The organism is Pseudomonas sp. EZ-C24, from assembly GCF_014525325.1.
GTDB classification, from domain to species: domain Bacteria; phylum Pseudomonadota; class Gammaproteobacteria; order Pseudomonadales; family Pseudomonadaceae; genus Aquipseudomonas; species Aquipseudomonas shirazensis.
Window position 1 is genome coordinate 1 of record NZ_JACDIU010000008.1, and the last position, 25,541, is coordinate 25,541.

Consider the following 25,541-nt stretch of genomic DNA (forward strand, 5'->3'; position numbering starts at 1 on the left):
GAGCGGGGCCGCTGCGCGGCCTTCGCGGGTGAACCCGCTCCCACAGGGTTGTGAGTTAACTTATCAACCTGTGGGAGCGGGTTCACCCGCGAAGGGTCGCGCAGCGGCCCCGTTATTGGTATGACAACTTACTTACTTTCAGTGCGCGGCTGTTTCTGCTGTTGCGCAACTTTTTGTTTGTCATCCTGCTGCAACGACTTGCTATCCCAAAGTCGTGCCTGTTCAGTCCGAAAATCCTTATTGAATTGCTTGGCGCGCTCATGCCCGCCTTCAGCATATGCGGTGCCGGTCATTCCAATCAGCAGGCTGGCCATGGCCATGCACTTCAGCAGTTTCATAATTAACCTCGCTATCGTCAACCTGCCGGGAACGGCGGTTTCTCTCGCATGCAGGTTAACCAGGCGAAGTTAACGCGAGGGTGAGTGGGCCATTACAGTTTGGTTAGGTTGGCGCACTCATAACGGCACCGAGTAATCGGCGCGCTAAAGATTACGGTAGCGTTAGTTGAATTCAATTTTTGAACGTTCATTGCCTGACCATTCGTCTTGTTTTGATAAAAATAGGGCACGATCTCTAACCGTTTTTCTCCCAATAGGTAGATGACGCGGTTCTGCGGTATCGCCCGACTACAGCAAAGGCTAGGAGAAAAATGTATGCACAACCCCGCCGATAAACAACACCAGCAACAAGCACCGAGCAAGTCCGCCGGAGAAGCCGAGCGCGACAACGATGCACTCCGGCCAGACGGCTCGACGGGCACCGAGCATGATTCGACCGCGCAGAAAACTGCACGTCAGGAAGACCAGCAGCGCAAGTAAAAATGAAAAAGCGGCGCGCATCTCTCGGGATGCGCGCCGCTTTTTTTGCAGGGTTTACAGGATGGGCTTACCGCCGGTCACGCCATAGCGCGAACCGGAAATGTAGCTGGCCTCATCCGAGCCCAGCAGCACGTAGATCGGGGCGACTTCGACCGGCTGGCCAGGGCGGCCCATCGGCGTTTGCGTACCGAATTCGCTGACCTCTTCGACCGGCATGGTCGCCGGGATCAATGGTGTCCAGATCGGGCCAGGTGCGACGCTGTTGACGCGAATGCCCTTGCTTCCAAGCATCTGCGCCAACCCGGCGGTGAAGTTGGCGATCGCACCTTTGGTCGTCGCGTACGGCAGCAGTGTCGGCTTGGGCGAATCGGAGTTGATCGAGCTGGTGTTGATGATCGAACTGCCCTTGGCCATCGACGGCAGCGCTCTCTGGCAGATGCGGAACATGGCAGTGATGTTCACATCGAAGGTCATCACCCACTCGTCATCGGTGATATCTTCGAGGTTTTCGTGGGACATCTGGAACGCGGCATTGTTGATCAGGATGTCGATGCGGCCAAACTTCTCCACCGTCTTGTCGACAATTTCGTAGCACACCGCCTTGTGCGCCAGATCGCCTGGCAGCAGCAGGCACTGGCGGCCAGCCTGTTCGACCCAACGGGCAGTTTCCTGGGCGTCTTCGTGTTCATTCAGATAAGCGATGGCAACGTCGGCGCCTTCACGGGCATAGGCAATCGCCACGGCGCGGCCGATGCCGCTGTCGCCGCCAGTGATCAGGGCAATCTTGCCCTGCAGGCGGCCATTGCCTTTGTAGCTGTGTTCGCCGCAATCGGGGAGCGGTTGCATCTTCTGCTGCTCGCCGGGTACGTCCTGCGGTTGTGCCGGAAACGGTGGCGTAGGGTAATCGCGCATGGTCGGTACTCCTGTTGAGATGAAAGGCTCCTGTTATTGGAAGGAGCTCATCCGCGGGAGTTGGAGTGCATGCACGGTCAACGCGACCAGTGGTCAAGCCTCAGGGTTTGGCAGGGATCCCGTACTTGCGCAGGCGCTGAGCAATCGCAGTATGTGAGGTATTCAGCCGTGCCGCCAGCTGCCGGGTCGAGGGATAGCTGGGGTACAGGCGCTGCAGCAGCTCACGCTCGAAATCGCCAACTGCCTGCTCAAGGCTGGCCACCTCGGTGTCCTGGCCTCGGCGCACCGCGGTGCCGGCGATGTCCAGGTCGCCAATGTCGACCAGGTCGCTGTCGCAGATGGCCGCAGCGCGGAAGATCACGTTCTGCAATTGGCGCACGTTGCCCGGCCACGGGTTGGCCAGCAACGCTGCATGGGTGCCTGGGGCGAGCTGGCAGGTCGGGCGCTGGATCTGTGTGCAGGCCTGCTGCATGAAGTAGTGCGCCAGCAGCAGAATGTCCTGGCCGCGCTCGCGCAGCGGCGGCACTTGCAGGTTGAGCACGTTGAGGCGGTAGAACAGGTCCTCGCGAAAGCTGCCCTCGCTGACCATGCGCTCGAGGTCACGGTGGGTGGCGCTGATGATGCGTACATCGACCTTGACCTCGCGATCGCCACCGACCCGGCGAAAGCTGCCGTCGTTGAGAAAACGCAGCAGCTTGGCCTGCAGGTACGGCGACATTTCGCCGATCTCGTCGAGAAACACCGTACCCTGGTTGGCCAGCTCCATCAGCCCCGGCTTGCCACCGCGCTGCGCGCCGGTAAACGCGCCCGGGGCATAGCCGAACAGTTCGCTCTCGGCCAGGCTCTCAGGCAATGCGGCGCAGTTGAGAGCCAGAAACGGCGCGCCCTGACGGCTGCTCAGGGCATGGCTGGCGCGGGCCACCAGCTCCTTGCCGGTGCCGGTTTCGCCATGCACCAGTAACGGCGCATCCAGCGCCGCCACACGCAGGGCACGGGCCTTGAGGGTGCGAATGGCTGGCGAGTCGCCGAGCAGCGCATCGAAGCCTTCGGCGTGATCATGGTGCAGCGCCGACAAGCGCTCCCCCATACGCTTGGGCGGGTACAGCGTCAGCAGGCCGCCGGCATGGGTGATCGGCGTGGCATCCAGGAGCAGGCTGTGGCCGTCGAACTGCATCTCGCGCATCGGCAGGTGGAAGTTGTTGTCCAGCAGCGCCTGCAGCAGGGCCGGGTCCTTGAACAGCTCGCCAACCGAACGCCCGGCCGACTCGCGCCCGCACAGGGCGATCAGCGCCGGGTTGGCCAGCAACACCTTGCCGGCGCTGTCGACGGCCAGCACCGGGTCGCTCATGGCTGCCAGCAAGGCATCCAGCTGCAGGTGGCGGCGCTGGCCTGGGAGGATGTCGACCACTTCCACCGATTGCACGCCGTGCACTTCCAGCAGGGCATCGTGCAGTTCTTCGAGCACCGCCGGGCTGAGGGTCGGGGCGTCGATGTAGACGTTGGGCGGGACCATCTCCACGGCGTCCAGGTTGAGATGGCGGGCACCGAGCAGGGCCAGGACTTCCTGGGTGATGCCGACGCGGTCGATGAAGCTGACGTGAATGCGCATGGGGAGCGTACAAGGCTGTGGCCGCAGAGGCGCTCAGTATGCCGCGCCCGCCTCAGGCTTCAAGCCTTGTGCATCAACAAAACTGCCGGCGGTACTGTCGCCGTAGAGGCTATTCCAGATGCTCAGGCTTGACGCAGTCGCCGGATTTGACCGCGAGCTTCTGGCGGATGTCTTCAAACATCAGGTCATAGATTTTGTGCGACGAGCCCATGCTTTCGAATTTTTTCGGCTGCGGCATGTAGCTCTGGGCCTTGCGCGTGGCGATGCTGAGAAAGCTCGGCAGGACCTGGTCCTTGGCCAGAAAGAACGTCTCATCGACCGGCTTGCCTTCGATGCTGCCGTGCATACGAAACTGGATGCCGGCGCCGTCCTTGGGGTCCGTGGCCACTTCGTAGTTGATGTTGAGGTCGTAGCTGTGATCCTGGTTGTGCAGCGCCATGCGCTCGATATGCACGTGACCTGGCTCGAACTTGGCCATGATAGCTCCTCGCAAAGGTGTGAAAACGGCGGGCGACCGGCACCCGCCAACTGCAATCAACGGTAGCTTATTCCAGGCTTGGCGGTGGATACCCGAGTGCCGGCGGTGCCTTTGACGATCTCTTCGATGTCGGCCAGCGAGCCAATCACCGCGACCTTGCCGGTGTTGCGGGCGAAGTCGCAGGCAGCCTGCACCTTGGGTCCCATCGAGCCTGCGGCAAAGCCAAGCCGCTCCAATTCATCCGGGTGAGCTTGGGCAATCGCCTTCTGCGTGGGCTTGTTGAAGTCGACATACGCGGCGTTGACGTCGGTGGCGATGACCAGCAGATCAGCGTCCAGCTGTTCAGCCAGCAGGGCCGAACACAGGTCCTTGTCGATCACCGCTTCGATGCCTTTGAGCTTGCGGTTTTCATCGTACATGGTGGGGATGCCGCCGCCACCGGCGCAGATCACGATGCTGCGTTTTTCCAGCAACCATTTGATCGGACGGATTTCGAAGATGCGCTTGGGTTTCGGGCTGGCGACTACCCGGCGGTATTTGTCGCCGTCAGGCTTGACCACCCAGCCCTTGTCCTTGGCCAGACGCTCGGCGTCCTCCTTGCTGTAGACCGGGCCGATGAACTTGGTCGGATCCTTGAAGGCCGGGTCGTTGGCGTCGACTTCGACCTGGGTGAGCAGAGTGGCGAACGGCACTTCGAAGTCGAGCAGGTTGCCCAGCTCCTGTTCGATCATGTAGCCGATCATGCCTTCGGTTTCAGCGCCAAGCACGTCCAATGGGTAGGCTTCGTCCGGCTTGTAGGCCTGGGCCTGCAGCGACAGCAAACCGACCTGCGGACCGTTGCCGTGGGCGATGACCAGTTCATTGCCGGGGTGGATCTTGGCGATCTGTTCGGTGGCGGTGCGGATGTTGCTTCGCTGATTGTCAGCGGTCAGAGGCTCGCCTCGGCGGAGCAGGGCGTTGCCGCCCAGTGCAACAACGATACGCATGGTGAAGTGTCCTTTGGCAGAGAGGAGCAGACGGCGTGGCCGCTGCACGTGAACCTGCTGACAAGCAGCAATTCACCCAGCAGCGGCCACGCCAGCCCAGCGGGTCGGTCAGAGATCAGCCAGGGTCGAGACCAGGATCGCCTTGATCGTGTGCATGCGGTTTTCCGCCTGCTCGAAGGCAATGCAGGCCGGCGACTCGAACACGTCGTCGGTCACTTCGATACCGTTGGCCAGGTGCGGGTACTGCTCGGCGATCTGCTTGCCGACCTTGGTGTCGGAGTTGTGGAACGCCGGCAGGCAGTGCATGAACTTGGCCCGCGGGTTGCCGGTGGCCTTCATCAGCTCGGCGTTGACCTGATAAGGCAGCAGTTGCTGAATGCGTTCGCCCCAGGCTTCGACTGGCTCGCCCATCGATACCCAGACGTCGGTATGGACGAAATCGACGCCTTTGACCGCCGCTTTCGGGTCTTCGGTGAGGGTGATGCGCGCGCCGCTTTCTTCGGCGTATTTGTGGCAGCGTTCGACCAGATCATCGTGCGGCCACAGCGCCTTGGGCGCGGCAATGCGCACGTCCATGCCCAGCTTGGCGCCGATCAGCAGCAGCGAGTTGCCCATGTTGTTGCGTGCGTCGCCCAGGTAGGCGTAGCTGATGTCGTGGATCGGCTTGTCGCTGTTTTCGCGCATGGTCAGCACGTCGGCGATCATCTGGGTAGGGTGGTATTCATCGGTCAGGCCGTTGAACACCGGTACTCCGGCAAACTTGGCCAGCTCCTCGACGATCTCCTGCTTGAAGCCGCGGTACTCGATGGCGTCGTACATGCGCCCGAGCACCCGTGCGGTGTCCTTCATGCTTTCCTTGTGACCGATCTGCGACGAATTGGGGTCGATGTAGGTGACGTTGGCGCCTTGGTCGTAGGCGGCCACTTCGAACGCGCAGCGGGTGCGGGTCGAGGTCTTTTCGAAGATCAGGGCAATGTTGTTGCCCTTCAGGTGCTGCTGCTCGGTGCCGGTGTACTTGGCGCGCTTGAGGTCGCGGGACAGGTCGAGCAGGTAGCGCAGCTCGCGCGTGGTGTGATGTTCCAGGCTGAGCAGGTTGCGGTTGTGGATGTTGAACGCCATGACAGTTCTCCTTGGATTCGGTGAGGTACCCGGCCGGCGCCTGGTGAGCGCGGCCGGGGTGCTGGCTATTTCAGTAATCGATAGGGTCGCGGATGATCGGGCAGGTCATGCAGTGGCCGCCGCCACGGCCACGGCCGAGTTCGCCGGCACTGATGGTGATGACCTCCACTCCCGCCTTGCGCAGCAGGGTATTGGTATAGGTATTGCGGTCGTAGCCGATGACCACGCCAGGCTCGAGCGCGACCACGTTGTTGCCGTCATCCCACTGCTCGCGCTCGGCGGCAAAGGCGTTGCCGCCGGTTTCCACCACGCGCAGCTCTTTCAGGTTGAGCGACTCGGCGACCACTTCGATGAAGCTCTTGTGCTCGCGGCGCACGTCCAGGCCATACGGCTTGCTGCTGTCCTGACGGATCACGAACGGCACGATCTCTTTGACTACTTCCGGGAAGACCGTGACCAGGTCGCGGTCGCAGAAGCTGAACACGGTGTCCAGGTGCATCGCCGCGCGCGATTTGGGCAGGCCGGCGACCACTACTTTTTCTACCGCGCCCTTGGCGAACAGCGACTGCGCCAGTTGGCCGATGGCCTGGCGCGAAGTGCGCTCACCCATGCCGATCAAGACCACGCCATTGCCGATCGGCATCACGTCGCCGCCTTCCAGGGTGGCCTTGCCGTGGTCCTGGTCAGGGTCGCCGTACCAGATTTCGAACTCGGCGTTGGTGAACTGTGGGTGGAATTTGTAGATGGCGGTGGTCAGCAGGGTTTCCTGACGGCGCGCTGGCCAGTACATCGGGTTCAGCGTGACGCCGCCGTAGATCCAGCAGGTGGTGTCGCGGGTGAACTGGGTGTTGGGCAGCGGGTCGAGGAGGAAGCTGGAGTGACCGAGGTAGTCGCGGTACATCTTGATCACGCTGGCGCCTTCGCTTTCAGGCAGGTCTTCGCCGGCCACGCCGCCAATCAGAAACTCAGCCAGACGGCGCGGCTCCATGCCTTCGAGCCAGCTGCGCACTTCGTTGGTCAGGCCCAGGCCGACGGTGTCGGCGGTGATCTTGCGGTCGAGGATCCACTTCAGAGCTTCAGGGATCTGCACGGTCTCGGTCAGCAGGTTGTGCATTTCCAGCACTTCGATGCCGCGCTCGCGCATCTTGGTAACGAAGTCGAAGTGGTCGCGCTTGGCCTGGTTGACCCAGATCACATCGTCGAACAGCAGGTCGTCGCAGTTGCTTGGGGTCAGCCGCTGGTGTGCCAGGCCTGGGGAGCAGACCATCACTTTGCGCAGTTTGCCGGCTTCGGAATGGACGCCATACTTGAGGTTTTCGGTGGACATGGTGATTGCCTCCATGATGCAGATTCGGTGATTAAAGGGTCAGGAAACCGTCATACAGGCCGTAGGCCGCCACCAGCGCGCCGACGACTACTGCGGCGAAGATCAGCTTCTCCATGCTGGTGAAGATCGGTTGCCCCAGTTCACGCTTGGCCTTGGCGAAAAGGATCGCCCCAGGCGCATACAGCAGCGCCGACAGCAGCAGGTACTTCATGCCGCCGGCATACAGCAGCCAGATCGCGTAGAGCAGGGCGATGGCGCCGATCAGCAGGTCCTTGCGCCGCTCACCGGGTGCTTGTTCGTAGGTTTCGCCGCGCAGCGCCATGAGAAAGCCGTAGGCCGCCGACCACAGGTAGGGCACCAGGATCATCGAGGTGGCGAGGTAGATCAGCGACAGGTAGGTGCTGGCCGAGAACAGGGTGATGATCAGGAACACCTGCACCATCGCGTTGGTCAGCCAAAGGGCGTTGGTCGGGACATGGTTGGCGTTTTCGCGGCGCAGGAACTCCGGCATGGTGTGGTCCTTGGCCGCCGCGAACATGATCTCGGCGCACAGCAGCACCCACGACAGCAACGCCCCGAGCAGCGAGATGATCAGGCCGACGCTGATCAGCACCGCGCCCCAGTGGCCGACCACATGCTCAAGCACTGCCGCCATCGACGGGTTCTGCAGCTTGGCCAGTTCCGGTTGGGTCATCACGCCCATCGACAGCACGTTGATCAGCACCAGGAACAGCAGCACGGTGATAAAGCCGATTACCGTGGCCTTGCCGACGTCGGCGCGTTTTTCTGCGCGGGAGGAGAAGATGCTCGCGCCCTCGATGCCGATGAACACCCACACGGTGACCAGCATCATGTTGCGCACCTGGTTCATCACGCTGCCCAGGTCCGGCGAGCCGACCGCCCAGATGTCGGCGGTGATCACGTCGAGCTTGAACGCGAACAGGCAGATCAGCGCGAACAAGGCCAGCGGCACCACCTTGGCGATGGTCGTCACCAGGTTGATGAAGGCGGCTTCCTTGATCCCGCGCAGCACCAGAAAATGCACGGCCCAGAGCAGGATCGAGGCGCCGATCACCGCCGCCGGCGTGTTGCCTTCGCCAAATACCGGGAAGAAATAACCGAGCGTGCTGAACAACAGCACGAAGTAACCGACGTTGCCCAGCCAGGCACTGATCCAGTAACCCCAGGCTGAGGAAAAGCCCATGTAGTCACCAAATCCAGCCTTGGCGTAGGCATACACGCCACCGTCCAGATCGGGCTTGCGATTGGCCAGGGTCTGGAATACGAACGCCAGGGTCAACATGCCTACTGCGGTAATTGCCCAGCCAATCAATACCGCGCCAACACCGGCACTGGCGGCCATGTTTTGCGGCAGGGAAAATATCCCGCCACCAATCATCGAGCCGACCACAAGTGCGACCAGTGCGCCGAGTTTAAGTTTTTCGGGAGAATCAGACATTTAACGACTCCGTACCAGGAGAAAGTTGACGTCATGGTAAACCTGACGCCGCCGGCATTCGCTGATGTAGATCAGTTCATGGCAACGTAAGGCCTGGGCCAGACGTGTCTCCTGGAGTGTGCCGACCGCTCTGCTGCAGGCCTTTGCACCGGCAACTCCATGTCTAGGTAGAGTAAACACTCTGTTCTGCCTGCGATGCTTCAAACTAGCCGCTTTTACTGGATAGGCAAATTTTCAGCGTAAATAAAAATTATTACTGCAGCAGGCTATAGTTGCCCGGCAACCTCCCACTGGCGCACAGGATCGCCTATAGACAGTGTTGCTATTAGTGCTATAGCGTTTAAGGGTGACAGCGCATATACAGCGCTATTTATATGGGCTCAAAAGTTTTGCGTGCAGATGACATCAACCAACGGTGGGCGCCCAATGAGCGAGCCTGGAAATAAACTGCGACTCGGTGCATTGATTGCGCTGGTAGTGGGTTCGATGATTGGTGGCGGAATCTTTTCGCTGCCGCAGAACATGGCCGCCCGCGCCGACGCCGGCGCTGTGTTGATCGGCTGGGGCATCACCGCCGTAGGCATGCTGGCGCTGGCGTTCGTGTTCCAGACCCTGGCCAACCGCAAACCCGAACTCGACTCGGGGGTGTATGCCTACGCCAAGGCCGGCTTTGGCGACTACATGGGTTTCTCTTCGGCGTGGGGCTACTGGATCAGCGCCTGGCTGGGCAACGTCGGCTACTTCGTACTGCTGTTCAGCACCCTGGGGTTTTATTTCCCGATGTTCGGCGAGGGCAATACGCCGGTGGCGATCGGCTGCGCCTCGGTGTTGCTCTGGTGCGTGCACTTTGTGGTGCTGCGTGGGATCAAGGAAGCCGCGTTCATCAACCTGATCACTACCGTGGCCAAGGTAGTGCCACTGCTGATTTTCATCGTGATTGCCGCCGTGGCGTTTCGTGCCGAAGTCTTCACCCGCGACCTCTGGGGCGCGAGCAACCCGCAGTTCGGCAGCGTCATGGAGCAGGTCCGCAACATGATGCTGGTGACCGTGTTCGTGTTTATCGGCATCGAGGGCGCGAGCGTGTACTCGGCGCGGGCCCAGCGCCGTTCAGACGTGGGCAAGGCGACCGTGATCGGCTTTCTCGGCGTGCTCGCCTTGCTGGTGCTGGTCAACGTGCTGTCGCTTGGGGTGATGACCCAGCCGGAGCTGGCGGGGTTGCAGAACCCGTCGCTGGCAGCGGTGCTGGAGCATATCGTCGGCCCATGGGGCGCGCTGCTGATCAGCCTTGGCCTGGCGGTGTCACTGCTGGGCGCGCTGCTGTCGTGGGCACTGTTGTGTGCAGAGATCCTCTACGCCACGGCCAAGGACAAGACCATGCCGCGTTTTCTCGCCGTCGAGAACGCCAATCACGTGCCGGCCAACGCGCTGTGGCTGACCAACTGCATGATCCAGGGCTTTTTGCTGATCACGCTGTTTTCGGCAGGCACCTACACCAGCCTGATCTATCTGGCGTCGTCGATGATTCTGGTGCCGTACCTGTGGTCGGCGGCCTATGCTGTGCTGCTGGCGCGGCGCGGTGAAGGCTATGCCGAGCAAGCCGGGCTGCGCCGCAAGGACCTGACGGTGGCCGGCCTGGCGCTGGTCTACGCGATCTGGCTGTTGTACGCCGGCGGGCTCAAGTACCTGCTGCTGTCGGCGTTGCTGTATGCGCCAGGGGTGATTCTGTTTGCAAGGGCCAAGCACGAGCAGGGCCAGGCGCTCTTCACCGGCTGGGAAAAGCTGATTTTCGCTGCGGTGCTGGCAGGTGCAGGCGTGGCCGCGTATGCGCTGTACGCGGGGTTGTTGACGCTCTAGCTCAGCCGGCGTTGCAGTTGGAGGCTGCGGGCTGAACGCGCTCCGGGCGTGACCAGATCCACAGGTTGCCCAGGCTCATGCCGGCGATGGCCAGAAACACCGGCCAACGGTGCTCGAGAAAGGTCAGCATCAGGCAGGCGCAAATCAGCATGCTCACGGTGGCGCTGATTTTCGCCCGGCGCTGGATCACCCGGCCGTTGCGCCAGTTGTGCAGGATCGGCCCGAACAGCCGATGGTTCTCCAGCCAGGCGCTCAGGCGCGGCGAGCTGCGCGTCGCGGCCCAGGCTGCAAGCAGAATGAACTCGGTGGTCGGCAGGCCCGGAATGACAATCGCCACCAAGCCGATCCCCAGGCTCACATAAGCCAGGATCGCGTACAGCAGGCGGGTCAGTTTCGAGCGGGCAAGTTGGGTCATGGTCTCACTGCAAAAACGGCCGGCCACCACCGCGGTGACCGGGTAAAGCGTATCAGGCCGGCGCGACTTCTGCCGCGTAGGCATGCTTGAGCAACTCGGTGAAGCGCTCGAAGGCGGCGACTGCAGCACGCTCGGCGGCTGCGTCTTCTTCAGCCGACAGCTCCAGGCCGTCGAGGATGCGCGTGAACTGTTTCCAGCCTTCGGCACGGCCACCGGCCGGCTCACCCAGGTGACGTGCGCCAAAGCTGTCGGACAGCTCCAGTGTCACTGCACGCTTGATCAAAAAAGCGGCGCCCAGTTTGGAGCCTTCGGAGACGAAGATCCAGCCCAGTGCCTCGCCCAGGCTCGGCGCCTGTAACGCGCCAGCCACGGGCGCCGGTACTGCGGTATCGAGATCGGCCAGGTCCAGCCGAGCCTGATCGGCGCGGCAGCGTGCGGCCAGGTCGGGCACGATAGCGATCAGTTGTGGGTCGTTGTACAGCGCCTGCAGCTCGGACTGAAACAGGTACTGGGCGACCACGAAGCGGGCAAAGTTGTCACGGTTGGCAAACGGCGCGTGGGCTTTGACCAGTGCGTCGAGCTCGGTGTGAGGGGCGTTGGTCGCTTGATTCAGGCGTTGCGAGCGCAGCAGCGGGCGCTCGGCGTTGGCGGCGTTGGTCATGGTGGATCCTTGGAAAAAGGGCGGTCTAGTTACGAGACGAACAAGCGGGCTGAACACAGTAAAAATTCATGCTCAATAGTCCTGGCAGCGCGGGTCTAGGTAGGAGCGGCCTCGTGTCGCGAAAGGCGCGCGTAGCGGGCCCAGGATCTGCGCAGCACCACAGAATGCCGGGGCCGCTACGCGACCCTTTCGCGACACAAGGCCGCTCCTACAGGGAACGCGGCGCCCGCCAGATATCAGTTTCGCCGGGGCATCGCGCCGGCGCAGGTCAGATATCCCAGATGACGTTCACGGCGAAATTGCGCCCGGGCATGGTCAGGCGGTCGAGGTTGGCCGGCTGGGTCACCGCCGCTTCGCCCTGGCCGTCGTAGCCACGCACCGAATCCCACTGCCAGTACTTCTTGTTGGTCAGGTTGTACAGCCCGGCGTTGACGGTGACGTCGTCGGTGACTTTGTAGAAACCGCTCAAGTCGAGCACGCCGTAGCCCGGGCTGCGGAACTGGGTGCTGGCGCCGTCCGAGGCGAAGAAGGCGCTGTCGTCGACGCGGGTCTTGCGTTTGACCAAAGTCCAGCTGAGCAGGGCGCCATAGTCGGCCTGGTCATAACCGAGACCAAACACGCCGGTCAGCGGGTTGACGCTGTTGATCGGCTGGCCATTGTCATCGTTGCGACCGTTGGCATAGGCAATCGAGGTCTGGCCATACACGCCCTGCGGTGCGCCAAAGTGATCGAGGTTCAAGCGGCCTTTGAACTCGGCGCCCTTGATGGTGGCGTGCTTGATGTTGCTGGCCTGGAAGGTGGTGCCGAGGTTGGCCGACTGCACGGCGTCTTCGTTGATGAAATCCCGGTACTTGTTGTAGAACACCGCGACATCGAAGTTACCTGCGGCAAAGTTGCCGCGCAGGCCGGTTTCATAGCTCTTGCTTTTTTCCGGCTCCAGGCCCGGATTGCCCTCCACCCGGTAGCCCACAATCGGGTTGTCGAAGCGCCCGTACATCGACTTGGCCGTCGGCGTGCGGAAGCCTTCGGCGTACTGGCCGTACCAGGTGTAGTTGTCGTCAAAGGCGTAGGTCACGCCCAGCTTGGGCGACAGGCGATGCCACTTCTTGTCCGAGTCGTCGATTGCAGTCGGAGCAACGCCGGTGCCCTGAATGCCACGCAGGAAGGCGTCGGTCATCTCCGGTCGCATGCGCGTGTAGTCGTAGCGCGCGCCGGGCAGGAAGGTCCAGCTGTTCCAGCGGATTTCGTCCTGGGCGAACAGGCTGTAGGTGTCGACGGTCGGGTCGGGGAAGTCGCTGACCAGCACTTGGCCATCGCTGGCTTGGCCTACTGCCGTGCAGCTGCCGCCGACGTTCAGGCAGGTGCCGCTGCCGCTGCGCGTACCGGTGACTTCTTCGTGCTTGAGGGTGGTGCCGTAGGTCAGCAGATGGTCGGTCTGGCCGATGCTGAAGGACTTGTCCAACTGCCCGTCGAATACCCACTGGCGGTCCTTGTAAGTGGTCTTGCGATCACGCGCTACCTGGCGGCCCGAGGCGACATACAGCTCTTCGGTGCGCTGGTCGGTCTTGGCGATCTGGTAGTTCAGGCTCCACTTGGCGCGGTCGGCGAACAGGCTGTCGAGGCCGAATTCGTGATTGATGCCAAAGCGCTCGCGGGTAACCGTGTCATTGCCCTGGCGATCGCGGTACGAGTTCATCGGGCCACGCCCTGGAATGAATGGCCCGCCCACGGCACTGAGGATGTTCTGGTCGCGATCATCCTTGTAGTTTTCGTAGGTGAAACCCAGCCGCGCATCATCGGCATAGTTCCAGCCGGCCTTGGCCAGCACGTTGGTAGTGCGCACGTCCTCCGGGTTGGCGGCGGTGCGATCGAGGCCAGTGCCGTTGTGCTCGCCATAGGACTCGGTCTCATGGCCGTTACGCTGGCTCAGGTGCAGAAGGCCGTCGACATCGCCCTGACGGCCGGCGATGGTGGCCGAGGTCAGCCAGCTTTCGTCAGCCGAGCTGTAGCCGGTCTTCAAGCGTGCGCCGATGTCCTTGCCCGGTTTGATGATGTCGTCCGCGTCGAGGGTGAAGTAGCTGACCGCGCCGCCGATGGCGTTGCTGCCGTACAGCACCGAAGCCGGGCCGCGCAGGATCTCTACGCGCTTGACGATTTCCGGGTCGACATAGTTGCGTTGGGTCTGCGCGTAGGGGCCGTAGAAGAAACTGTCGGGGATCGACACTCCGTCGATCTGGGTCAGGATCCGTTCACCGTCGATGCCGCGGATGTTGTAGCCATTGAGGCCGCTGCGCTGGCCGGTGCCGCCAACCGAAACACCCGGCTCGTAACGCACCAATTGCTGGATATCGTTGACGTTCTGTCGATCCAGCTGCTCGCGGGACTGCACAGTGACGGTGCTCGGTACCTGGCTGACATCCTGGGCGCTGCGGGTGGCGCTGACGGTCAGTTGCTGCAGGGCAATCACACTGCTGGCCGACTGGCGTTCAAGCACCACGTTGCCGTTACCGATCTTGCGGTAGCTCAGCCCGGTGCCTTGCAGCAAACGCTGCAGCGCAGGCTCGGCTGGTAGCGAGCCCTGGACGCCGGGCGATGAGATACCTTCGGCGACCTCGGCGCTGAAGCCGACCTGCCAGCCGGTAACCTGGCTGAAGGCGTTGATGGCCGCAACCAGCGGCTGTTGGCTGATGCTGAAGCGGTAATCGCCCATGCGCGGGCTGTTGGCCTGGGCCGGCTCTGCGGCCAGGGCCGGCAGGCTGACGGCGCCACTGGCGATCAGGGCCAAGGTCAGCAGAGACAGCTGCCCCAGGCGGCGGGGTGACGGGCGGAGTTGAGCTGTGGACATCGAAAGCGCTCCCAGACGCGCGAACTGTTATAGGTGATGCTTGTTCTTGTTTAAAAACAAGAATCAGTTGCATTGGCTATAACGAGACGTGTTGTCGGTAGCGATCGCGTAAAAATAATTCAGGCGGCAGTCAGCGATTCAGTTGAGGATCACCAGCGCCGGGTATTCATGCAGCCTGGCTGAGGTGATCTGGGCCAGCGCGCGCAAGGTTTCCAGCGGTTGGTCGAGGCGGTAGTTACCAGTCACGGCAACCTGCTCGAGCGCGCCGTTGCGGCTGATGATCCAGCCCGGATAGTAACGGCGCACCTCGGCCAGCACTTCGCTCAGCGGGCAGTTCTCGAACACCAGGCGGCCCTCGACCCAGGCCAGATCCTGGCGCATATCGGGGCGGCTGGGCTGGCCAAAACCCTGCGGGCCAACGCTGATGCTGTCACCGGCGCGCAGGCGAATGTGCTGATCACTGGCAGCGTGCAGGTCGACATCGCCGCGCTGCACGCGGACCTGCGCCTGGCCATCCAGGTAGCGCACGGCAAAGTCGGTGTCGCGGACCTGCGCACGCATCGGCCCGGCCTGCACCTCAAGCGCCTGCTCACCGGCACGGCTTACCTGAAAATACGCCTCGCCTTGCAGCAGGAGGGCCACTGGCTGGCCGTCGCGCACATCGCTGGCAAACGCCGAGTCGGTGTTGAGCAGGACCTTGGTACCGTCGTCCAGTTGCAGCCGCTGGCGCTCGCCGACCACGGTCAGGTGATCGGCCTGCAGGCGCACCGGCAGGTTGCCGAAGCTGAACAGGCCGACCAGCAGCACGGCTGCGCTGGCCAGTGGCTTCCAGTGGCGGCGCAGGCGAGCGGCTGGAGCGTTGCGCTGGGTCTGGTGGATCTGCCCGGCGGCCTGACGCAGGGGTACACCGTTCCACACCGCTTCGGCCTCGACATAGGCCTCGGCGTTTTCCGGCGCAGCGCTCAGCCAGACCTCGAAGGCTGCGGTGTCTGCTGCGTTGGCGCATTGCAGGCGCAGCAGCCAGTCCAGTGCCTCGTCCATGGCACGCGCGCGGGCATCGGGCCCGGCAGGTGTCGGGCGTGGGCTGGGGCTGTCGGTCACGAAGGGTCCTTGCTTGGGGGATTTTGCCGAATGATCGGGGCTGCAACGGGCCAAGGCAAGCGCTTTACCGATCCTGGCGGGCCAGCGGTCGGCTTACTTGAGCCGCTCGGCCACACCCATGCAGATGGCCATGATCAGTTTCAGTTCCTTTTGCACCGTGCTCGCCGAAACCTGCAACTGCTCGGCAATCTCCAGGTAGCTGGCGCCGTGCAGGCGGCTGAGGATGAAGATGCGCTGCTGGCGCGTGCTCAGTTGGCCAAGGCTGACACTCAGGTGCTTGAGCAACTGCTCGGCGTGGGCGGCGTCCTCGCTGCTGCTGGTGGGGGCGGCGACGTTGTGCAGGACTTGCTCGGGTACATCCTCGACCAGCGTGCGCGCTTGTACGCGGCGGGCGCGCAGGTGATCCAGGGCCAGGTTGCGGGCAGTCTGGAACACGAACGGCTCAAGGTGTTCGACCGGCCGTTCACCGAGGGCGCGGGTTACCCGCAGGTAGGTTTCCTGGAGCAGGTCTTCAGCGGTACTGGGGTTGCCCACCATGCCTTGCAGCGTGCGCAGCAGGCTGAGGCGTTGGGTTAGGAAGACGATATTGAAGCGTGACTGACTCACGGGGCGACCTGGCCGATACGGAGGTTAATGATAATGCTTATCATCACCTGTATTGGTCAAGCGTTAAAACTGATCCCTTGCGAGGCGTATGTCCGGCCCGAGCAGGCAGCGCAATGTCTGCGCTGCTGCTGGGCGAGCCACCTTACTGCGCGTTGTGCAGCGCCAGGCAGTTGTCGAGCATGCGGTTGGAGAAGCCCCACTCGTTGTCATACCAGGCCAGCACCTTGAGCATGCGACCGTTGCTGCGGGTGTGGTTGGCATCGAAGATCGACGACAACGGGTTGTGGTTGAAGTCGCATGACACCAGCGGCAGGGCGTTGTAACCCAGGACCCGCGAATGGCGGCTGGCTTCGAGGAACAGCTGGTTGACCTGCTCGGCGCTGGCTTCGCGCTTGAGGTTGACGGTCAGGTCCACCAGCGACACATTGATCACCGGCACGCGCACGGCCATGCCGGTCAGCTTGCCCGCCAGTTCCGGCAGCACCAGGCCGACCGCTTCGGCGGCGCCGGTCTTGCTCGGGATCATCGACTGGGTGGCCGAACGCGCCCGGTATGGGTCGCTGTGGTACACGTCGGTCAGGACCTGATCGTTGGTGTAGGCGTGAATGGTAGTCATCAAACCCTGCTCGATGCCGAACTCGCGGTGCAGCACCTGGGCAATCGGCGCCAGGCAGTTGGTGGTGCAGGAGGCGCTGGAGATGATCTGGTGCGAGGCACGCAGCACATCATGGTTGACCCCGTAGACGATGGTGGCGTCAACGCCCTTGCCCGGCGCCGAAATGATCACCTTGCCGGCGCCGGCGCTCAAATGTGCTGCAGCCTTGGCGCGGTCGGTGAACAGCCCGGTGCATTCGAACACGACGTCGATGGCTTCGGCCTTCCACGGCAGCTCGGCCGGATTACGGATGGCGCTGACCGCGATGCGGTCGCCGTTGACGGTCAGGCTTTCATGATCGGCCTCGACCTGTGCATCGAAAATGCCGTGGACGCTGTCGTACTTGAGCAGGTGGGCGTTCATTGCGCTGTCGCCCAGATCGTTGATGGCGACGACCTGCAGGTCTTGCCGGTAGCCTTGGGTATACAGTGCGCGCAGGACATTGCGCCCGATACGGCCGAATCCGTTGATGGCGATGCGTAGGGTCATGGTAATACCTCTGGCAGTCGGGTGAAGGCTGTGGCACAAGGCCTATTGCCGTGGAGCACGCATTCACTGAAACGATTTTGTTATTGGAATTACAAGATTATGCGTTATGGGATAGAAAACAAGCCCTTTTGATGGCAGTATTTTGTGTAAACATACAACGAGTGGTCGGGCGAGCTACTTCCACGTTGCACCAGGCAGGTTTCACTTGAGCCTAGGTCGCAATCGGGGGGAGGGGAAATCCCGCTTCAGATCACCCTTACCGTCAGCCTGGAGTTCAGTACATGCACCCGCGCATCCTAGAGGTCACCCAACGGCTGATCGAACGTAGCCGTCCTACCCGTGAACGTTATCTGCAACTGATTCGCGGTGCGGCCAGTGACGGCCCGATGCGCGCCAGCCTGCAGTGCGCCAACTTCGCCCACGGCGTGGCCGGCTGCGGTAGCGAAGACAAACACAGCCTGCGCATGATGAATGCCGCCAACGTGGCAATTGTTTCGGCTTATAACGACATGCTTTCGGCGCATCAGCCGTACCAGCATTTCCCCGAGCAGATCAAACAGGCGCTGCGCGAGATCGGCTCGGTCGGTCAGTTTGCCGGCGGTGTGCCGGCCATGTGCGATGGCGTCACCCAAGGTGAGCCGGGCATGGAGCTGGCCATCGCCAGCCGCGAAGTGATCGCGATGTCCACCGCGATTGCCCTGTCGCACAACATGTTCGACGCCGCCTTGATGCTCGGCATCTGCGACAAGATCGTCCCTGGCCTGATGATGGGCGCGTTGCGCTTCGGCCATCTGCCGACCATCTTCGTCCCTGGCGGACCAATGCCGTCGGGCATTTCCAACAAGCAGAAGGCCGATGTGCGCCAGCGCTATGCCGAAGGCAAGGCCAGCCGCGAAGAGCTGCTCGAGTCGGAAATGAACTCCTACCACAGCCCCGGCACCTGCACCTTCTACGGCACCGCCAACACCAACCAGCTGGTGATGGAAGTGATGGGCCTGCACCTGCCCGGCGCCTCGTTCGTCAATCCTTACACGCCATTGCGTGATGCCCTCACCGCCGAAGCTGCGCAGCAGGTCACGCGCATGACCAAAGCCAGCGGCAGCTTCATGCCGCTGGGCGAAATCGTCGATGAAAAGGCTCTGGTCAACTCGATCGTCGCCCTGCATGCCACCGGCGGCTCGACCAACCACACCCTGCACATCCCGGCGATTGCCCAGGCTGCCGGCATCCAGTTGACCTGGCAGGACATGGCTGACCTGTCCGAGGTCGTGCCAACCCTGTCCAACGTCTACCCCAACGGCAAAGCCGACATCAACCACTTCCAGGCCGCCGGCGGCATGTCGTTCCTGATTCGCGAGCTGCTCGATGCCGGGCTGCTGCACGACGACGTCAACACCGTGGCCGGGCCCGGCCTGCGCCGCTACACCCAGGAGCCGTTCCTTGAGGATGGCCGACTGGTCTGGCGCGAAGGCCCGTTGCAAAGCCTGGACGAGAACATCCTGCGCCCGGCTTCGCGGCCATTCTCCAGCGAGGGCGGCCTACGGGTGATGGAAGGCAACCTCGGCCGCGGCGTGATGAAAGTCTCCGCCGTGGCGCCCGAGCACCGCGTGGTCGAAGCGCCGGCGCGAGTGTTCGAAGACCAGCAGGCATTGGCCGATGCGTTCAAGGCCGGTGAGCTGGAGCGCGATTTCGTCGCGGTGATGCGCTTCCAGGGCCCGCGCTGCAACGGCATGCCCGAGCTGCACAAGATGACGCCGTTTCTCGGCGTGCTGCAGGACCGCGGCTTCAAGGTCGCGCTGGTCACCGATGGGCGTATGTCAGGCGCCTCGGGCAAGATCCCGGCGGCGATCCACGTCTGCCCGGAAGCGTTCGACGGCGGCCCGCTGGCACGTGTGCGCGATGGTGATATGGTGCGCGTTGATGGTGTCGAAGGCACCTTGCGGGTGATGGTCTCGGCCGAAGAGCTGGCCAGCCGCGATCTGCCGCCTGCACCCCAGGGCAATGACCTGGGCTGCGGGCGCGAACTGTTTGGTTTCATGCGCATGGCGTTCAGTTCAGCGGAACAGGGCGCCAGCGCCTTTACCTCTGGCCTGGAGAATCTCAAGTGAATGAGTTGCTGGTTGGCGACATCGGTGGCACCAACGCACGTTTTGCCCTTTGGCGCGACAACCAGCTGCACGCCGTGCGGGTGTTGCCGACGGCTGACTACACCAGCCTGGAGCAGGCGATCCAGGCGTACCTGCAGGAGCAGGGCATCGCACGCGGTGAGCTTGCGGCGGTATGTCTGGCGGTTGCCGGGCCGGTGGATGGCGATGAGTTCCAGTTCACCAACAACCACTGGCGGCTGAGCCGACGGGCGTTCTGCGACATGCTTCAGGTCAAGCAGCTGCTATTGCTCAACGACTTCTCGGCGATGGCGCTGGGCATGACCCGTTTGCTGCCTGGTGAATTCCAGGCGGTATGCGCCGGTGACGCCGACCCAGCCCGTCCGGCGCTGGTGATCGGCCCTGGCACCGGGCTGGGCGTCGGCAGCTTGTTGCACCTCAACCAGCAACAGTGGATGGCGGTGCCAGGCGAGGGCGGCCATGTCGACCTGCCCGTCGGTAACGCGCGTGAAGCCGCGATCCATCAGCAGATCCAAAGCCAGATTGGTCATGTCAGTGCCGAAACCGTACTCAGCGGCGGCGGCCTGGTGCGCTTGTATCAGGCGATGTGCGCGCTGGATGGTGTTCAGCCAGTTCACCTGAGCCCAGCTGAAGTCACCGAGGCTGCGCTGGCTGGTGAGCCGCAGGCATTGGCCGTGATCGAACAGTTCTGCTGCTTCCTTGGCCGGGTTGCCGGCAACAACGTACTCACCCTCGGCGCGCGCGGCGGGGTGTATATCGTCGGTGGCGTGATCCCGCGGTTTGCCGAGCTGTTCCTGCGCAGCGGTTTTGCTGCCAGCTTTGCCGACAAGGGCTGCATGAGCGGCTATTTTGCCGGGATCCCGGTATGGTTGGTCACCGCTGAGTTTTCTGGCCTGTTGGGTGCCGGTGTGGCGCTGCAGCAAGCGATGGCTCGTTAGATTTCTTGGGGCCGCCGCGCGGCTCTTCGCGGGTGAACCCGCTCCCACAAGGACCGCGCCGTTCTCAAGCGCAGCTCATAACCCTGTGGGAGCGGGTTCACCCGCGAAGGGCCGCAGAGCGGGCCCAACAACACGGAAGAACTTCAGTGAGCACTGCCCCCCGATCGATCCTGATGGTCGATGACGACCATGACATCCGCGAACTGCTGCAGACCTACTTGAGCCGCTCCGGCTTTCAGGTGCGCGCCGAGGCCGATGGCCAGGGTTTTCGCCAGGCGCTGGACAGCACGACGTGTGACCTGGTGATTCTCGACGTGATGCTGCCCGACGAAGACGGCTTCAGCCTATGCCGTTGGGTGCGCCAGCACCCGCGCCAGTCGCGGGTGCCGATCATCATGCTCACCGCCAGTTCCGACGAGGCCGATCGGGTCATCGGCCTGGAGCTGGGCGCCGATGACTACCTCGGCAAACCGTTCAGCCCACGGGAGTTGCAAGCGCGGATCAAGGCCTTGCTGCGCCGTGCTGAGTTTGGCCAGGTAGCGCCCGCCAGTGCCGTGCTGGCGTTTGACGAATGGCAGCTGGATACCGTCAGCCATCGACTGTTCCACCGCGACGGTGAAGAGGTGATTCTGTCGGGCGCCGACTTTGCTTTGCTCAAGCTGTTTCTCGACCACCCGCAGCAGATCCTCGACCGCGACACCATCGGCAATGCTACCCGTGGCCGCGAGCCGATGCCGCTCGACCGTATCGTCGACATGGCCGTCAGCCGCCTGCGTTCACGCCTGCGCGATACCGACAAACCGCCACGGCTGATCCGCACCGTGCGCGGCAGTGGCTACCTGCTGGCGGCACATGTCAACCGCAGCCACTGAGCGCCGCTGGCGCCTGCTGCCGCGCTCGCTGCTGGGGCGCATGCTGCTGTTGACCCTGCTGGTGGTATTGCTGGCGCAGGGCCTGTCGAGCTTGATCTGGGTGGCGCAGTTGCGCGCCAGCCAGTTGCAGGGCCTGCGCGCCAGCGCGCAGAGCCTGGCCCACTCGATGAGCGCCAGTGTCAGTTACTTCCGCTCGTTGCCGGTGGCCTATCGGCCAATGGTCCTCGACCAATTGCGCAGCATGGGCGGCACGCGCTTTTTCGTATCGCTCAACGACAATCCGCTGGACATGGCCACGCTGCCGATCACTCCGCGCAAGCGGGCAGTCATCGACGTGTTCCAGCAAGTGCTGCACGAGCGCCTTGGCCAGCAGGTGGAAGTTTCGGTCGAGTTCGTCAGCCCCGATCAACTGCGCATCTTCAACAGCGGCCTCAAGCTCGATGAATTGCCGCGCTCGTGGGCGCATTATTCGCTGACCCTGGAACCGCTCAACCCACCGGTGCTGGTCAACCAGATCCGCCTGGCCGAAGGCGAGTGGCTATACATCGCCTCGCTGCTGCCGGAGCCCTACACCAGCCTTGAGGCCGAGCGCCTGCCGCGTCAGCAGATCGGCTTCATTGCCCTGACCACGGCCATGTTGCTGCTGTTCATCGGCCTGTTGGTGCACTGGCAAAGTCGACCGTTGAAGCGTCTGGCCCGCGCGGCCCGCGATCTGTCGCTGGGCGCCGATGTGGTGCCGGTGACCGAGGGTGGCGGCAGCGAAGTGGTCGAGGTAGGTCGCGCCTTCAACAGTATGCGCGAGCGCATCAGCCGTTACCTGACCGAGCGCAGCCAGCTATTCAGCGCGATCTCGCACGACTTGCGCACGCCGATCACGCGCCTGCGCCTGCGCGTCGAGCTGCTTGAAGACGAACGCCTGCAAGCGCAGTTCAGCCGTGATTTGGACGAGCTGGAGCTGTTGGTCAAAGGCGCACTGCAGTGCGTCAAAGACACGGATATCCACGAGAACATCGAGCCGATCGATCTCAACCAGCTGCTGGAAATTCTCGCTGAACCGTACCTGCGTGACGGCCGTATCACCGTCGAGGGGCGGGCGTTGGCGCCGTATCCGGGCAAGGCGTTGGCCCTGCGCCGCTGCATCGGCAACCTGGTCGACAACGCGATCAAGTACGGCGAGCGCGCGCACCTGCGCATCATCGATGGCCCGGAGGGCTTTGTGCTGCAGGTCGATGACCACGGCCCGGGTGTGCCGCAGCAGCAAATGGAGCAGGTGTTCGAGCCGCATTTTCGTTTGGCCGGGCAGCAGCAAGGCTATGGCCTGGGCCTGGGCATCGCGCGCAATATTGCCCACAGTCATGGCGGTGAAGTCAGTTTGCTCAACCTGCGCGAGGGCGGCCTGCGGGTGACCCTGTGCCTGCCGCGCAGCGCCGAGTGAGCAACGCTTGGTCACCAGCCAGTGACAGCAATGGCGGCCTTTGTGACCTATTGGCCGTAGCACCCTGGCTAGACTTGGCCGCCACGACAGGCGCCGTGCCTGTTCTCGACAAGGACGCAGCAGGCCGATGAATCATGCTCAATCGCCGTTGATCGACGGGCCGCACAGTGCCTGGCTGGATGCCGAAGGGCAGCGTTTGCTGGCCTTCGCCAGAGCCTCACAGCTGGAACTCGGCTTCGGCAACCTCGACAGCTACGGCCACCTCGCCGCCGACGCAATTGCCGACACCATTACCACCGCGCGGATGACCCACAGCTTCGCCTTGGCGCATCTACAAGGCAGGCCCGGTTGTCTGGAACTGGTTGAGCTCGGCATCGCCGCCTTGGCCGGCACGCTGCGCGATGTCGAGCACGGCGGCTGGTACGCCAGCGCCGCCCCCGCTGGCGACAGCATCAAAGCCGCTTACCTGCACGCCTTCGTTGCCCTCGCTGCGAGTTCTGCGCAGGTGGCCGGCAGCGCTGCTGCGCCGGCCTTGCTGGCGCAAGCCATCGAGATCATCGAGGCGCATTTCTGGAGTGAAAGCGAGGGTGCCCTGCGCGAAAGCTTCAGTCGCGATTGGCAGCAGCAGGAGGCCTATCGCGGGGCCAACAGCAACATGCATGGCACCGAAGCGTTTTTGGCCCTTGCCGACGTGACTGGCGAGCAGATCTGGTTGCAGCGTGCGCTGCGCATCGTCGAGCGGGTGATCCACGGCCATGCGCGTGCCAATGGCTTCAATGTGATCGAGCACTTCGACCTGCACTGGCAGCCGCTCACCGATTACAACAGCGACAACCACGCCGATGGCTATCGACCCTACGGCGTTACTCCCGGCCACGGCTTCGAGTGGGCGCGGCTGCTGCTGCACCTTGAAGCTGCGCTGCAATTGGCCGATCTAGCGACACCCGACTGGCTACTGGCCGACGCCCGCGGCCTGTTTGCCAGCGCCTGTCAGCACGCCTGGCACGCCGACGGCGCCCCCGGAATCGTCTACACCCTCGACTGGCAACAACGCCCGGTAGTACGCCAGCGCCTGCACTGGGTGCATGCCGAGGCCAGCGCCGCTGCCGCTGCGTTGTGGCAGCGCACGGGGGAGGCGCAATACCAGTGCTGGTACGGGCGTTTCTGGGCGTTCATCCAGGCCCATCTGATTGATAACGACGCCGGCAGCTGGCACCACGAACTGAGTCCGGACAACCTCTCCAGTGCGACGATATGGGCGGGCAAACCGGACCTCTATCACGCTTATCAGGCCGTACTGTTGCCCACCCTGGCTCTGGCGCCAAGCCTTGCCACGGGCCTCGCGCGGCGAATGTAACCAACTGATGACAATCGCGCAGCGCTTCGTTACCTGAGGCGCCTTGCCGGGTTATTACACTCCTGTGCAATGCAAGCGACAGTCTTGCCCTGCATAACAACAAGAAAGGTATTGCGATGAACTCCACTCTGCGTCTCGCCGCCGCGATTTCCCTCGCCTCCCTGCTGCCCCTGAGCGCGTCTGCCGCCGATGCCAAAGGCTCGGTCGAAGTGGTGCACTGGTGGACCTCTGGTGGCGAAAAGGCTGCTGTCGATGTACTCAAGGCTCAAATCGAAAAAGACGGCTTCATCTGGAAAGATGGCGCTGTTGCCGGCGGCGGCGGTGCCACCGCAATGACCGTACTGAAGAGCCGAGCCGTGGCCGGCAATCCGCCAGGCGTGGCCCAGATCAAGGGCCCGGACATTCAGGAGTGGGCCTCCACCGGCCTGCTCGACAGTGACGTGCTCAAAGACGTGGCCAAAGAGCAGAACTGGGACGGCCTGCTGGAGCAAAAAGTCGCCGACACCGTCAAGTACGAGGGCGACTATGTCGCTGTGCCGGTCAACATTCACCGTGTCAACTGGCTGTGGATCAACCCCGAAGTATTCAACAAGGCCGGCATCGACAAGGCGCCGACCACCCTCGACGAGTTCTACGCCGCAGCCGAAAAACTCAAGGCAGCCGGCTTCATCCCGCTCGCCCACGGCGGCCAGCCATGGCAGGACAGCACCGTGTTCGAAGCGGTGGTGCTGTCGGTAATGGGCGCGGACGGTTACAAGCAGGCGCTGGTTGATCTTGACCAAAAGGTGCTGACCGGGCCGGGCATGGTCAAGGCGCTGACCGAACTCAAGCGCGTCGCTACCTACATGGACGCTGACGGCAAAGGCCAGGACTGGAACCTGGAAGCCGCCAAGGTCATCAACGGCAAGGCCGGCATGCAGGTCATGGGCGACTGGGCCAAGAGCGAGTGGACCCTGGCCAACAAGGTCGCCGGCAAGGACTACCAGTGCGTGCCGTTCCCGGGTACCGACAAGGCCTTTACCTACAACATTGACTCGCTGGTGGTGTTCAAGCAGAAGGACGCCGGCACTTCGGCTGGCCAGCAGGACATCGCCAAAGTGGTGATGAGCCAGGACTTCCAGAAGCTGTTCAGCAGCAACAAGGGCTCGATCCCGGTACGTAAGGACATGCTCGTCGACATGGCCAAGCATGGCTTCGATGCCTGCGCGCAGACCTCGGCCAAGGACTTCCTTGCCGACGCCCAGACCGGCGGCCTGCAACCAAGCATGGCGCACAACATGGCGACCAACCTGGCAGTGCAGGGCGCGTTCTTCGATGTGGTCACCAACTACATCAACGACCCCAAGGCCGACCCGGCCGATGCAGCGAAAAAGCTCGGCGCGGCGATCAAGTCCGCCCAGTAACGGCTGGTCCGGCGCAGCCGTCCTCGCGGCGGCTGTACGCCACCCTCAGTTAACGTTCTGTACTGACAGGTATCGC

22 protein-coding genes are annotated in these 25,541 nt (G+C 62.8%); 8 read left to right on the forward strand and 14 right to left on the reverse strand.

Features of this window, described 5'->3' with window-relative positions; genetic code table 11:
• Positions 1–128 precede the first annotated feature (128 nt).
• On the reverse strand, positions 129–338 hold the full coding sequence (locus tag IDM28_RS04820; RefSeq protein WP_101316932.1) for a hypothetical protein: 210 nt from the start codon (positions 336–338) through the stop codon (positions 129–131).
• A gap of 315 nt (positions 339–653) precedes the next feature.
• Between IDM28_RS04820 and IDM28_RS04825 the strand changes: the two genes are divergently transcribed.
• Positions 654–818 (forward strand): hypothetical protein, encoded by a 165-nt coding sequence (locus IDM28_RS04825; RefSeq protein ID WP_188035471.1) that lies wholly within the window; start codon positions 654–656, stop codon positions 816–818.
• 54 nt (positions 819–872) lie between these two features.
• On the opposite strand, the gene IDM28_RS04830 is transcribed toward IDM28_RS04825, so the two are convergent.
• The 7 genes from IDM28_RS04830 to arcD (IDM28_RS04860) form a co-directional block, all read right to left on the reverse strand.
• Positions 873–1,730, reverse strand: coding sequence for an SDR family oxidoreductase (locus tag IDM28_RS04830; protein WP_101316934.1), 858 nt, complete (start codon positions 1,728–1,730; stop codon positions 873–875).
• A 100-nt stretch (positions 1,731–1,830) separates the two neighbouring features.
• On the reverse strand, positions 1,831–3,339 hold the full coding sequence (locus tag IDM28_RS04835) for a sigma-54-dependent transcriptional regulator (RefSeq protein WP_101316936.1): 1,509 nt from the start codon (positions 3,337–3,339) through the stop codon (positions 1,831–1,833).
• Between the two features lie 109 nt (positions 3,340–3,448).
• The gene (locus tag IDM28_RS04840) at positions 3,449–3,817 is read right to left on the reverse strand and encodes a DUF5064 family protein (protein WP_101316938.1); all 369 of its coding nucleotides are present in this window, start codon (positions 3,815–3,817) and stop codon (positions 3,449–3,451) included.
• A gap of 56 nt (positions 3,818–3,873) precedes the next feature.
• On the reverse strand, positions 3,874–4,803 hold the full coding sequence (arcC, locus tag IDM28_RS04845) for a carbamate kinase (RefSeq protein WP_101316940.1): 930 nt from the start codon (positions 4,801–4,803) through the stop codon (positions 3,874–3,876).
• A gap of 108 nt (positions 4,804–4,911) precedes the next feature.
• Positions 4,912–5,922, reverse strand: a complete 1,011-nt coding sequence (locus tag IDM28_RS04850; RefSeq protein ID WP_101316942.1) for an ornithine carbamoyltransferase — start codon at positions 5,920–5,922, stop codon at positions 4,912–4,914.
• A gap of 70 nt (positions 5,923–5,992) precedes the next feature.
• Complete coding sequence (gene arcA / locus IDM28_RS04855; protein WP_150572047.1) at positions 5,993–7,249, reverse strand: arginine deiminase; 1,257 nt, start codon at positions 7,247–7,249, stop codon at positions 5,993–5,995.
• A 31-nt stretch (positions 7,250–7,280) separates the two neighbouring features.
• Positions 7,281–8,708: an arginine-ornithine antiporter gene (arcD, locus tag IDM28_RS04860; protein WP_101316946.1), complete on the reverse strand. Its 1,428-nt coding sequence runs from the start codon at positions 8,706–8,708 to the stop codon at positions 7,281–7,283.
• Between the two features lie 426 nt (positions 8,709–9,134).
• On the opposite strand from arcD (IDM28_RS04860), the gene arcD (IDM28_RS04865) reads away from it, so the two are divergent.
• Positions 9,135–10,562: an arginine-ornithine antiporter gene (arcD, locus tag IDM28_RS04865; protein ID WP_188035472.1), complete on the forward strand. Its 1,428-nt coding sequence runs from the start codon at positions 9,135–9,137 to the stop codon at positions 10,560–10,562.
• 1 nt (position 10,563) lies between these two features.
• On the opposite strand, the gene IDM28_RS04870 is transcribed toward arcD (IDM28_RS04865), so the two are convergent.
• The 6 genes from IDM28_RS04870 to gap form a co-directional block, all read right to left on the reverse strand.
• The gene (locus tag IDM28_RS04870) at positions 10,564–10,977 is read right to left on the reverse strand and encodes a YbaN family protein (protein WP_103436217.1); all 414 of its coding nucleotides are present in this window, start codon (positions 10,975–10,977) and stop codon (positions 10,564–10,566) included.
• Between the two features lie 52 nt (positions 10,978–11,029).
• Complete coding sequence (locus IDM28_RS04875) at positions 11,030–11,638, reverse strand: biliverdin-producing heme oxygenase (protein WP_188035473.1); 609 nt, start codon at positions 11,636–11,638, stop codon at positions 11,030–11,032.
• Between the two features lie 268 nt (positions 11,639–11,906).
• Positions 11,907–14,483: a TonB-dependent receptor gene (locus IDM28_RS04880; RefSeq protein ID WP_188035474.1), complete on the reverse strand. Its 2,577-nt coding sequence runs from the start codon at positions 14,481–14,483 to the stop codon at positions 11,907–11,909.
• 138 nt (positions 14,484–14,621) lie between these two features.
• A complete protein-coding gene (locus IDM28_RS04885) occupies positions 14,622–15,584 on the reverse strand; it encodes a FecR family protein (protein ID WP_188035475.1) in 963 nt (320 codons plus the stop codon).
• Between the two features lie 93 nt (positions 15,585–15,677).
• Entirely contained in the window at positions 15,678–16,190 is a 513-nt protein-coding gene (locus IDM28_RS04890) for an RNA polymerase sigma factor (RefSeq protein WP_101316956.1), read from the reverse strand.
• Positions 16,191–16,332: 142 nt separating this feature from the next.
• Positions 16,333–17,334 carry a type I glyceraldehyde-3-phosphate dehydrogenase gene (gene gap, locus IDM28_RS04895; RefSeq protein WP_101316958.1) on the reverse strand — a complete coding sequence of 334 codons (1,002 nt, stop codon included), beginning with the start codon at positions 17,332–17,334 and terminating at the stop codon, positions 16,333–16,335.
• Positions 17,335–17,615: 281 nt separating this feature from the next.
• Here gap and edd point away from each other — a divergent pair, with 281 nt between their 5' ends.
• From edd to IDM28_RS04925, 6 genes are all read left to right on the forward strand, one after another.
• Entirely contained in the window at positions 17,616–19,442 is a 1,827-nt protein-coding gene (edd, locus tag IDM28_RS04900; RefSeq protein ID WP_150571069.1) for a phosphogluconate dehydratase, read from the forward strand.
• Positions 19,439–20,398, forward strand: a complete 960-nt coding sequence (locus IDM28_RS04905; protein WP_101316963.1) for a glucokinase — start codon at positions 19,439–19,441, stop codon at positions 20,396–20,398. Before edd ends, IDM28_RS04905 begins: the two co-directional genes overlap by 4 nt.
• 146 nt (positions 20,399–20,544) lie before the next feature.
• On the forward strand, positions 20,545–21,270 hold the full coding sequence (locus tag IDM28_RS04910) for a response regulator (protein ID WP_101316965.1): 726 nt from the start codon (positions 20,545–20,547) through the stop codon (positions 21,268–21,270).
• On the forward strand, positions 21,251–22,705 hold the full coding sequence (locus IDM28_RS04915; RefSeq protein ID WP_150571067.1) for an ATP-binding protein: 1,455 nt from the start codon (positions 21,251–21,253) through the stop codon (positions 22,703–22,705). Before IDM28_RS04910 ends, IDM28_RS04915 begins: the two co-directional genes overlap by 20 nt.
• A gap of 127 nt (positions 22,706–22,832) precedes the next feature.
• Positions 22,833–24,062 carry an AGE family epimerase/isomerase gene (locus IDM28_RS04920; protein ID WP_188035477.1) on the forward strand — a complete coding sequence of 410 codons (1,230 nt, stop codon included), beginning with the start codon at positions 22,833–22,835 and terminating at the stop codon, positions 24,060–24,062.
• Between the two features lie 116 nt (positions 24,063–24,178).
• Positions 24,179–25,465 (forward strand): ABC transporter substrate-binding protein, encoded by a 1,287-nt coding sequence (locus IDM28_RS04925; RefSeq protein ID WP_150571065.1) that lies wholly within the window; start codon positions 24,179–24,181, stop codon positions 25,463–25,465.
• The last annotated feature ends 76 nt before the right edge of the window (positions 25,466–25,541 follow it).

What these genes read in the sequence shown, in the direction of transcription:
- IDM28_RS04820 (WP_101316932.1), bottom strand. Translation starts at nt 338, where the DNA reads ATGAAACTGCTGAAGTGCATGGCCATGGCCAGCCTGCTGATTGGAATG.
- IDM28_RS04825 (WP_188035471.1), top strand. Translation starts at nt 654, where the DNA reads ATGCACAACCCCGCCGATAAACAACACCAGCAACAAGCACCGAGCAAG.
- IDM28_RS04830 (WP_101316934.1), bottom strand. Translation starts at nt 1,730, where the DNA reads ATGCGCGATTACCCTACGCCACCGTTTCCGGCACAACCGCAGGACGTA.
- IDM28_RS04835 (WP_101316936.1), bottom strand. Translation starts at nt 3,339, where the DNA reads ATGCGCATTCACGTCAGCTTCATCGACCGCGTCGGCATCACCCAGGAA.
- IDM28_RS04840 (WP_101316938.1), bottom strand. Translation starts at nt 3,817, where the DNA reads ATGGCCAAGTTCGAGCCAGGTCACGTGCATATCGAGCGCATGGCGCTG.
- arcC (WP_101316940.1), bottom strand. Translation starts at nt 4,803, where the DNA reads ATGCGTATCGTTGTTGCACTGGGCGGCAACGCCCTGCTCCGCCGAGGC.
- IDM28_RS04850 (WP_101316942.1), bottom strand. Translation starts at nt 5,922, where the DNA reads ATGGCGTTCAACATCCACAACCGCAACCTGCTCAGCCTGGAACATCAC.
- arcA (WP_150572047.1), bottom strand. Translation starts at nt 7,249, where the DNA reads ATGTCCACCGAAAACCTCAAGTATGGCGTCCATTCCGAAGCCGGCAAA.
- arcD (WP_101316946.1), bottom strand. Translation starts at nt 8,708, where the DNA reads ATGTCTGATTCTCCCGAAAAACTTAAACTCGGCGCACTGGTCGCACTT.
- arcD (WP_188035472.1), top strand. Translation starts at nt 9,135, where the DNA reads ATGAGCGAGCCTGGAAATAAACTGCGACTCGGTGCATTGATTGCGCTG.
- IDM28_RS04870 (WP_103436217.1), bottom strand. Translation starts at nt 10,977, where the DNA reads ATGACCCAACTTGCCCGCTCGAAACTGACCCGCCTGCTGTACGCGATC.
- IDM28_RS04875 (WP_188035473.1), bottom strand. Translation starts at nt 11,638, where the DNA reads ATGACCAACGCCGCCAACGCCGAGCGCCCGCTGCTGCGCTCGCAACGC.
- IDM28_RS04880 (WP_188035474.1), bottom strand. Translation starts at nt 14,483, where the DNA reads ATGTCCACAGCTCAACTCCGCCCGTCACCCCGCCGCCTGGGGCAGCTG.
- gap (WP_101316958.1), bottom strand. Translation starts at nt 17,334, where the DNA reads ATGACCCTACGCATCGCCATCAACGGATTCGGCCGTATCGGGCGCAAT.
- edd (WP_150571069.1), top strand. Translation starts at nt 17,616, where the DNA reads ATGCACCCGCGCATCCTAGAGGTCACCCAACGGCTGATCGAACGTAGC.
- IDM28_RS04915 (WP_150571067.1), top strand. Translation starts at nt 21,251, where the DNA reads ATGTCAACCGCAGCCACTGAGCGCCGCTGGCGCCTGCTGCCGCGCTCG.
- IDM28_RS04920 (WP_188035477.1), top strand. Translation starts at nt 22,833, where the DNA reads ATGAATCATGCTCAATCGCCGTTGATCGACGGGCCGCACAGTGCCTGG.
- IDM28_RS04925 (WP_150571065.1), top strand. Translation starts at nt 24,179, where the DNA reads ATGAACTCCACTCTGCGTCTCGCCGCCGCGATTTCCCTCGCCTCCCTG.